The 7479-nt window shown below is 70.2% G+C and carries 6 protein-coding genes; 2 read left to right on the plus strand and 4 right to left on the minus strand.

The window, feature by feature from the left end; translation table 11 throughout:
- Positions 1 to 7: 7 nt before the first annotated feature.
- Both ppc and AB4Y80_RS04335 read right to left on the minus strand, forming a co-directional pair.
- On the minus strand, positions 8 to 2833 hold the full coding sequence (gene ppc, locus AB4Y80_RS04330; RefSeq protein ID WP_442212104.1) for a phosphoenolpyruvate carboxylase: 2826 nt from the start codon (positions 2831 to 2833) through the stop codon (positions 8 to 10).
- Entirely contained in the window at positions 2830 to 3393 is a 564-nt protein-coding gene (locus AB4Y80_RS04335; protein WP_442212105.1) for an SRPBCC domain-containing protein, read from the minus strand. The genes ppc and AB4Y80_RS04335 overlap by 4 nt, the downstream gene beginning before the upstream one ends.
- A 180-nt stretch (positions 3394 to 3573) precedes the next feature.
- Here AB4Y80_RS04335 and AB4Y80_RS04340 point away from each other — a divergent pair, with 180 nt between their 5' ends.
- Positions 3574 to 4377 carry a DUF1684 domain-containing protein gene (locus AB4Y80_RS04340; protein WP_442212107.1) on the plus strand — a complete coding sequence of 268 codons (804 nt, stop codon included), beginning with the start codon at positions 3574 to 3576 and terminating at the stop codon, positions 4375 to 4377.
- 46 nt (positions 4378 to 4423) lie between these two features.
- Here AB4Y80_RS04340 and AB4Y80_RS04345 read toward each other — a convergent pair whose 3' ends face one another.
- Positions 4424 to 5608, minus strand: a complete 1185-nt coding sequence (locus AB4Y80_RS04345; RefSeq protein WP_442212108.1) for an acyl-CoA dehydrogenase family protein — start codon at positions 5606 to 5608, stop codon at positions 4424 to 4426.
- A 48-nt stretch (positions 5609 to 5656) separates the two neighbouring features.
- Positions 5657 to 6448, minus strand: coding sequence for an SDR family NAD(P)-dependent oxidoreductase (locus tag AB4Y80_RS04350; RefSeq protein ID WP_442212109.1), 792 nt, complete (start codon positions 6446 to 6448; stop codon positions 5657 to 5659).
- A gap of 130 nt (positions 6449 to 6578) precedes the next feature.
- Between AB4Y80_RS04350 and AB4Y80_RS04355 the strand changes: the two genes are divergently transcribed.
- A partial coding sequence (locus AB4Y80_RS04355; RefSeq protein ID WP_442212110.1) for a glycoside hydrolase family 76 protein occupies positions 6579 to 7479 on the plus strand: 901 nt, incomplete at its 3' end.

A 7479-nucleotide genomic window follows, 5' to 3' on the forward strand; every position in this document is an offset into this window, starting at 1 on the left:
GTCCGCGCTAGCCCGTGTTGCGCAGGCCGGCGGCGACGCCGTTGATGGTGATCAGCACGGCCCGCTGCAGCCGGTCGTCCACGGCCGTGCGGGTGGTATCGGCCGCGCGAACGCGGCGCAGCAGCTCCACCTGCAGGTAGGAGATCGGATCGAGGTATTGGTCGCGGACGGTCAGGGAGCGCTTGAGCTGCGGCTGGTTGTCCAACAGGTCCCGTTCGCCGGTGAGCAGCCGGATCTCGGCCACGGTGAGGTCGTGCTCGGCCCGGATGGTGGCAAAAACGTGCTGCAGCGGCGCCGGAACGAGCGTCCCGACATAGTGGGCGGCGATGTCCAGATCCGTTTTGGCCAACGTCATTTCCACGTTGGAGATCACGGAGCTGAAGAACTTCCACTGTGCCAGCATCTCCGCCAGCTCGGCGCCGCGACCGGCCTCGCGGGCCGCCCGCAGGCCCGAGCCCACGCCAAACCAGCCCGGGACGATCTGCCGCGACTGCGTCCAGCCAAACACCCAGGCGATCGCGCGCAACCCGCCGAGCCGGGGCCCGGCGTCGGGGTCGCCGGCCCGCCCGTCGGTCGGGCCGATGTTCAGCCCGCCGAGCTGCTGGACCGGAGTGGAGGCCAGGAAGTAGGCCGGCAGGTCGTCGTCGTCAATCAACGTCCGGTAGGCGCCGAACGCGGCGCCGGAGATGATCTCCATGACCTCCCCGAAACGGACCAGGTCATCCTCGGAGTGGCGCGGCGTCCGGTGCAGCGCCGAGCCCTGCATGACGGCGGCGAGCGAGAGCTCCAGGTTTTCCCGCGCCAGCTCCGGCAGCGAGTACTTGTCCGAGATGACCTCGCCCTGCTCGGTAAACTTGATGGCGCCCTCGAGCACGCCGTTGGGCTGGGCCAGGATCGCGTCGTAGGTGGGCCCGCCGCCGCGCCCCACGGACCCGCCGCGGCCGTGGAACAGCCGCACGCTGACACCGTGCTTCACGGCCACGTCGCGTAGCTTGCGCTGCGTCTTTTGAATCTCCCACTGGCTGGTCATGACCCCGGATTCCATGTTGGAGTCCGAGTACCCGAGCATGACCTCCTGGACGTTCCCGCGCAGCCGCACCAGCTCGCGGTAGGAGGGGTCGGAGAGCAGCTGGTCCACGATGTCCGCGGACGCGCGCAGCTCATCCATGGCCTCGAGCAGCGGCGCGAAGCCGATCTTGGCATACCGGCTCGGGCCCGTGAGCTGGACGAGCCCGGCCTCCCGGGCCAGCACGGCCGCGGCCAGGACGTCATCGGCGCCGCGGGTCATGGAGATGATGTAGGTTTCCACGACGTTTGGCCCGTAGGTGCGCAGGGCCCGCCGCACCACCCGGAAGACGTCGTAGGTGGCGTTCGCGGCGCCGTCGAGCCTGATCGGGTGCCCGGACAGGGGGCGGCGGCTGGCCAGCTCGGCGCCGAGGACCTTTAGCCGCCCGGCCCGGTCCAGTTCGGCATACGGGACGAGCAGCTCCCCCACGCGGTCCAGCAACTGCCCGACGGCGGCGTGGTGGTGGTCGGCCCGCTCGCGGATGTCCAGGGTCGCCAGGTGCAGGCCGAAGGAGGAGACCAGCCGGCGCGCCGAGGCGAGGGCGCCGTCGGCCACCAAGGCGGCGGAGTTGTTGCGCAGCGAGGTCTCCATCAGGGCCAGGTCCGCGCTGAGCTCGGCCGCGGCCCGGTAGTCCCGGCCCGGCTCATGGTAGCCGTCCGCCGCGACGCGCCGGCGGGTGTTGAGCAGTTTCGCCTTGATGCAGGTGAGCTTGAGCCGGTAGGGCTCGGCGGCGTTTAGCTCCAGCACGCGCGGGTCCAGGCCCGGCAGGTTCGCCAGGTCCGTCCTGATGGACTCCATCAGGGCAGGGTCCGCGCCGTAGAGGGAACTGGAGTTGGAGAGCACGGAGAGCAGTTCATCGATCAGTGCGATGCCAATCTTGACGGCGTTGTGGTTCTGCAGGATCAACACCTCGCGCGTGATCGCCGGGGTGACGTGCGGATTGCCGTCCCGGTCCCCGCCGATCCAGGAGCCAAAGCGCAGCGGCGCCGCGTCGGCCGGGAGCACGATGCCATGCCCGGCCAGCAGCTCACCGAGCTCGGTGAGCACCTCCGGCAGGGCGTCGGTGAGGATGTGGCTCAGGTAGTACATGGCGTTGCGGGCCTCATCCAGGGGCGTGGGACGGACCTTGCGGAGCTCGTCCGTCTGCCACATCTGGTCGATGATCTCGGCCAGCTTGCGGTCCTGGCGGCGGCGCAAGCTGGTGCCCTCCTCCGTCGGTGTGGCCAAAATGTCGGAGAGCTTGCGGATCTTATCCAACACGGACCGGCGCGAGGCCTCCGTGGGATGGGCGGTGAAGATGGGCCGAACGTCCAGGTCCCTGACCACCTGCCGGAGCGCCTCCGTGCCGGCCTGCTCGGCGATTTCGGTGACGGCCCGGGCCAGCCAGCCGTCCCGTGCGGGGCGGGTGCGCAGGCTGCGGACCCGGTGCACCTGCTCGGCCGCGTTGGCGAGGTGGAAATAAAACGCAAAGGCCCGGACCAGGTCGGTCGCCTGCTCCAGCGGCAGGGAGGCGAGGACCTCGCGGACCTGTTCGGCGACGTCGTTGGCGCTCCACGGGCCGGTACCGCTCTCCCCGCGCGCCGCCTCCTTGGATTCCTTGGTCAGCAGGCGCACCTGTTCCACCAGGGCCAGCAGTTCGGGGCCGTGCTGGCGGACCAGGGATTCGCCGAGCAGGGTGCTGACCCGGCGGACGTCGCGGCGCAGGTCGGTGTCCTCGGCCGGGTCCTCGCCGGTGCCCGCCCGGGCGGTGGCCAGTTCCGGGGTCATGAGCCGGCCCGGGCCGCCGCGTAGGCCGCATGGACCTTTTCCCAGCACGGGTAGAAATCGTCCCACCAGTGCGGCCAGTCCACGCTCTTGCCGTCCAGGGCCTCCTGCAGGTGGTCGAGGTGGACGTGCCAGCCGGCGAGCGACATCAGGACCATTTCCTCGGGGACGGAAATAATGTTGGTGAACACCAGGCGGGTCTTCCCGGTGAGGGCGGTGAGTTCGGCCCGGATGATCCCATGCATGGCGTTGGTGATCTCCAGGACGCGCGGTTCGGCGGCCTCCACCACGTGCCCGTTCCACCAGTCCAAATCCGTCCCGTGTCCCAGGTCCTTGACGTTGAGCCACTTCAAGTCGAAGCTGGACCCCGTGCGCGCGGCGCCGCGCACCATGGCCCACCACCGGATGGTCTGCTCCGGGTCGGTCAGCATGGCCCACACGGTTTCCCGGGCCGCCGCGTAGTCCCGGGTGAAGGTCAGTTTGACGCGGTCCCCGTCCAGGGTCTCCACGGTGCCCAGGCCAAACCGGGTCATGTCCTTGTTCAGGTGAGTGTTTGCCGCCATCCGTCCATTGTTCCACCTCGGCTCGCGAACGGACGCGGCCGTGCCGTGGAGCCTGCCCACCCCCGCCCGCCGCCTGTCCGCCGCTCACGACCCGGAATATGCGCCCCGCCGCAGCCGTTGTGCCTAGCGAAAGAATTAGGCGCCACAATTGTCGGCGGCGCACCGCGTTTTAGGAGCAGCATGACCACGCAAACCTCAGAACTCAACCGCCTCACCGAACGCTGGGACCGCTTCCGCACCGGCCGCAATGCCGCGCTCGCCGCCGATCACGGCTGGCTGACGCTCACCTCCTTCCAGTGGCTGCCCGCGGAGCCCTCCGTCCTGGACGGGGTGCCCGGGCTGTGGAGCACCGACGGCACGACGGCGTCCCTCACCGCCGGCGCCGACGACCAGCTCACGCTGGTGGCGGGCGGGGAGCCGGTGACCGGCACCATCACCGCCGCCCTGGCGGATGAGGAGTCCCTCATGTGGGTGCGCTCCGGCACCGTGGTCATTGAATTGGGCATGCGCGCCAACCGGTACATGATCCGCACCCGCGACTCCCAGGCACCCGCGCGGACCGACTTCCACGGCGTGCCGGTCTTCGACTTCAACCCGTCCCTGGTGGCCGAGGGCACGTTTGAGCCGTACGCCGCGCCGCGCCGCGTCGAGATCGTCACCGCCAACCCGGAGGTTCCCGGCGTCGCCGTGCTGGTGGGCGACGTCGTCTTTGAGCTCGGCGGCACCACGTACCGGCTCGCAGCCGAGGAGGGGGCCCTGGGCTCGCTCCTGGTCACGTTCTTTGACGAGACCAACAACGTCACCAGCTCCCACTGGCGCAAGCTGGAGCTGACCCGGCCGCGCCCGGACGGCACCGTGGTGGTGGACTTCAACCGCACCATCAACTACCCCAGCGCGTTCACCGACTTCGGCACCTGCCCGGCCCCGGTGGACGGCAACCGGATCGGCGTCCCCATCGAGGCTGGCGAGCGCAACCCTCGTTGAACTGACAGCTCCCGCGGGTGTGCACCCACGGGAGCTGTCAGTTCAACTAGACGATCGCCGAAACGCCCGTGATGGCCCGGCCGGCGATGAGCGTGTTGACCTCGTGGGTGCCCTCGTACGTGTAGATGGCCTCGGCGTCGGCAAAGATCTTGGCCATCCCGTAGTCGGTGACGATGCCGTTGCCGCCCAGGATGGAGCGTCCCATGGCCACGGTCTCGCGCATGGCGGCAGTGGTGTGCGCCTTGGCCAGGGCCACCTGGGCCATGGTGGCGTCGGCGTCCCCGCCGCGATCCTGCAGCCCGGCGATCCGGACCATCATGGCCAGCGAGGCGGTGGCGTTGCCCAGCATCTTCACCAGCTGCCCCTGGATGAGCTGGAAGGACGCGAGCGGCTTGCCGAACTGCGGGCGTTCAAGCGCATAGGCGCGGGCGACGTCGAACGCGGCCAGTTGCTGCCCCACCGCCTGCCAGGCCACCGAGATTCGCGAACCCCGCAGCAGCGTGTTGGTGTCGCGGAAGGAGCCGATCCCGGCGAACCGGTCCCGCTCCAGGACCTGCACCCCGTCCAGCACGATGTGCGCGTTTTGCACCGTGCGCAGCGCGATCTTGTGCTCGATCTTGGTCCGCGTCACCCCAGGCAGCGACGCGTCCAGGATGAACCCGCGCACCTCTCCGGTCTCGGCGTCCCTGGCCCACATCAGCATGTGGTCGCAAAACGTCCCGTTGCCGATCCACCGCTTGGCGCCGTTCAAGACCCAGTGGGTGCCGCCGTCGTCCTGGACCCTCAAGGCGGTGGTGACCATGCCGCCGGCCACGTCGCTGCCGTGATCCGGCTCGGTCAGGGCAAAGGCGCCGGTGGTGCGCAGGGCGATGGCGTCCGGGAGCAGCCGCGCCTTTTGCTCCTCCGAGCCGAAGTCGTAGAGGGCCTGGACGAAGAGGTCGTGGTGGACCAGGAAGAACGTGGCCAGCGACGTGTCCGTGCGCGTCATCTCCGCCACCACGAGCCCCGTGAACAGGTGGCTGTACTTGCGCCGGTCCGGCGCCGCGAGGTGGAGCGCGGCGATCTTGGGCAGGATGTGCGCCGGGAAATCGGCGTCATTCCACCAGGTGGTGGCGTACGGGGCAACCTCCGCGGCCAGGAACTCTCGCAGCTGCGCCAGCTTGGCGCTTTCGGCATCGCTGAGCAGGGACTCATAGTCGTAAAAGTCGGCGGCGGGCAGGGGACTTGGCATGCGATGCTCCAAAAGTGGGTGATGGGGTTCAGGGGCGGGGCAGGCGGCCTATTTCGGCTGCATACGGATGGCGCCGTCCAGCCGGATGGTCTCCCCGTTGAGCATGGCGTTGGCGACGATGTGCTCCACCAGCGCGGCATACTCCGCCGGCTTGCCCAGGCGCGACGGGTGCGGCACCTGCTGCCCCAGCGAATCCTGCGCGGCCTGCGGCAGCCCGGCCAGCATGGGCGTTTCGAAAATGCCCGGGGCAATGGTCACCACCCGGATCAGCGAGCGGGCCAGTTCGCGCGCCAGCGGCAGGGTCATGGCGGCCACGGCGCCCTTGGACGCGGCGTAGGCCGGCTGGCCGATCTGCCCGTCAAAGGCCGCCACCGACGCCGTGTTCACGATGACGCCGCGCTCGGGGCCAAATTCGCCGGCCAGGGGCTCGGCGGCCGCCATGGCCTCGGCGCACAGCCGGACCACGTTGAACGTGYCGATCAGGTTGATCTGGACCACCCGGCTGAACTGTTCCAGCGGCAGCACGCCCTCGCGCCCGAGCACCTTTCCCGGCGTCGCAATGCCGGCGCAGTTGACCACGATCCGCAGCGTTCCGAGCCCGGCTGCGGCGGCGACGGCGGCGCGCACCTGGTCCTCGTTGGTCACGTCGGCGGCGACAAAGACGGCCCGCTCCCCCAGTTCAGCGGCCAGTGTGGCGCCAAGTTCCCCCGCCGGGGCGTGCGGCAGATCGACCAGCACGACGCCGGCCCCAGCGGCATGCAGCCGTCGCGCCGTTGCGGCGCCCAGGCCCGACGCGCCGCCGGTGATCAGTGCGACGGTGCCAGTATTGGAAAGTTCCATGTTTCCTCCTCGTTGAGGTCTGCCGGTGCCGTGATGCCGACCCGTGAAAACTGCGTTAATGAATACTAACTGAAAATGTACCGCGTCGGCAGGAGGTGCCGCCTTCCTGCCAAACAGTACGCTTGAGTTCATGAGCGGTGACGGCGGGGACCCTATGGGCGCCGGGGCGGGCGCCGGGGCCTCGGCGGGCGCCGACCCGGCCGGCTGGGCCGGGCTCGCGGAGCGGGCGGCGGACTCCGTGAACACACGGTTCGGCCACCGCCTGCTGGGGCTGCCCGGGACGTGGCTGGGCGCCGTCGCCGTCCCGGCCGCCCGCCGCCCCCTGCCCTGGTCACAGTGGCACTACTGGTGGCAGGGGCACTACCTGGACGCCGTGGTGGACTCCGGTTTCCGCGCCCTGGACGCGGCCGACCGGCCGGCGGCACGGGATGCGCTCCGGCTGGCCCGCCACCTCCTGCGCGGCATCCTGCTCCGCAACGGCGGCCGCTTCCCCAACTACTTTTACGACGACATGGCCTGGCTGGCGCTTGCGGCCGGACGGTTGAGCGCGCTGTCGCTGCGCCTGACCGGGGCGCCCAGCCCGTCCGGGGAGCGGGCGGCACGCGCGCTCACCCGGCAGCTGGTGGGCGGGCACGACGACGTGTTGGGCGGCGGGATCCACTGGTCGCGGAAGCGGGACTACAAGAACACGCCGGCCAACGGCCCCGCGGCCCTGCACTTCGCCCGCATCGGCGACCAGTCCCGCGCGCGAGCCCTGGTCGATTGGCTGCACGCCGAGCTCTTCGACCCGGAGCTGGGGCTCTACCTAGATGGCATCCACCCTTCGGCCACCGGCCGCGACGTCGAACGCACCGTTTACACCTACAACCAAGGCCCCATTCTGGCCGCGCTCTTGGAGCTGGACCACCCGCGCTACGTGGACCGGGCGGCGGGACTGATCGACGCCGTCGCCCGCCACCTCACGGTCCCGGCCGGGGCCGGCGGGGCGGGGGCAGGTCCGGCGCCGGCCGCCCGGCCGCTGCGGCGCGAAC

This window comes from Specibacter sp. RAF43 (assembly GCF_052114065.1).
Taxonomy (GTDB): Bacteria; Actinomycetota; Actinomycetes; order Actinomycetales; family Micrococcaceae; genus Specibacter.

What these genes read in the sequence shown, in the direction of transcription:
- ppc (WP_442212104.1), bottom strand. Translation starts at nt 2,833, where the DNA reads ATGACCCCGGAACTGGCCACCGCCCGGGCGGGCACCGGCGAGGACCCG.
- AB4Y80_RS04335 (WP_442212105.1), bottom strand. Translation starts at nt 3,393, where the DNA reads ATGGCGGCAAACACTCACCTGAACAAGGACATGACCCGGTTTGGCCTG.
- AB4Y80_RS04340 (WP_442212107.1), top strand. Translation starts at nt 3,574, where the DNA reads ATGACCACGCAAACCTCAGAACTCAACCGCCTCACCGAACGCTGGGAC.
- AB4Y80_RS04345 (WP_442212108.1), bottom strand. Translation starts at nt 5,608, where the DNA reads ATGCCAAGTCCCCTGCCCGCCGCCGACTTTTACGACTATGAGTCCCTG.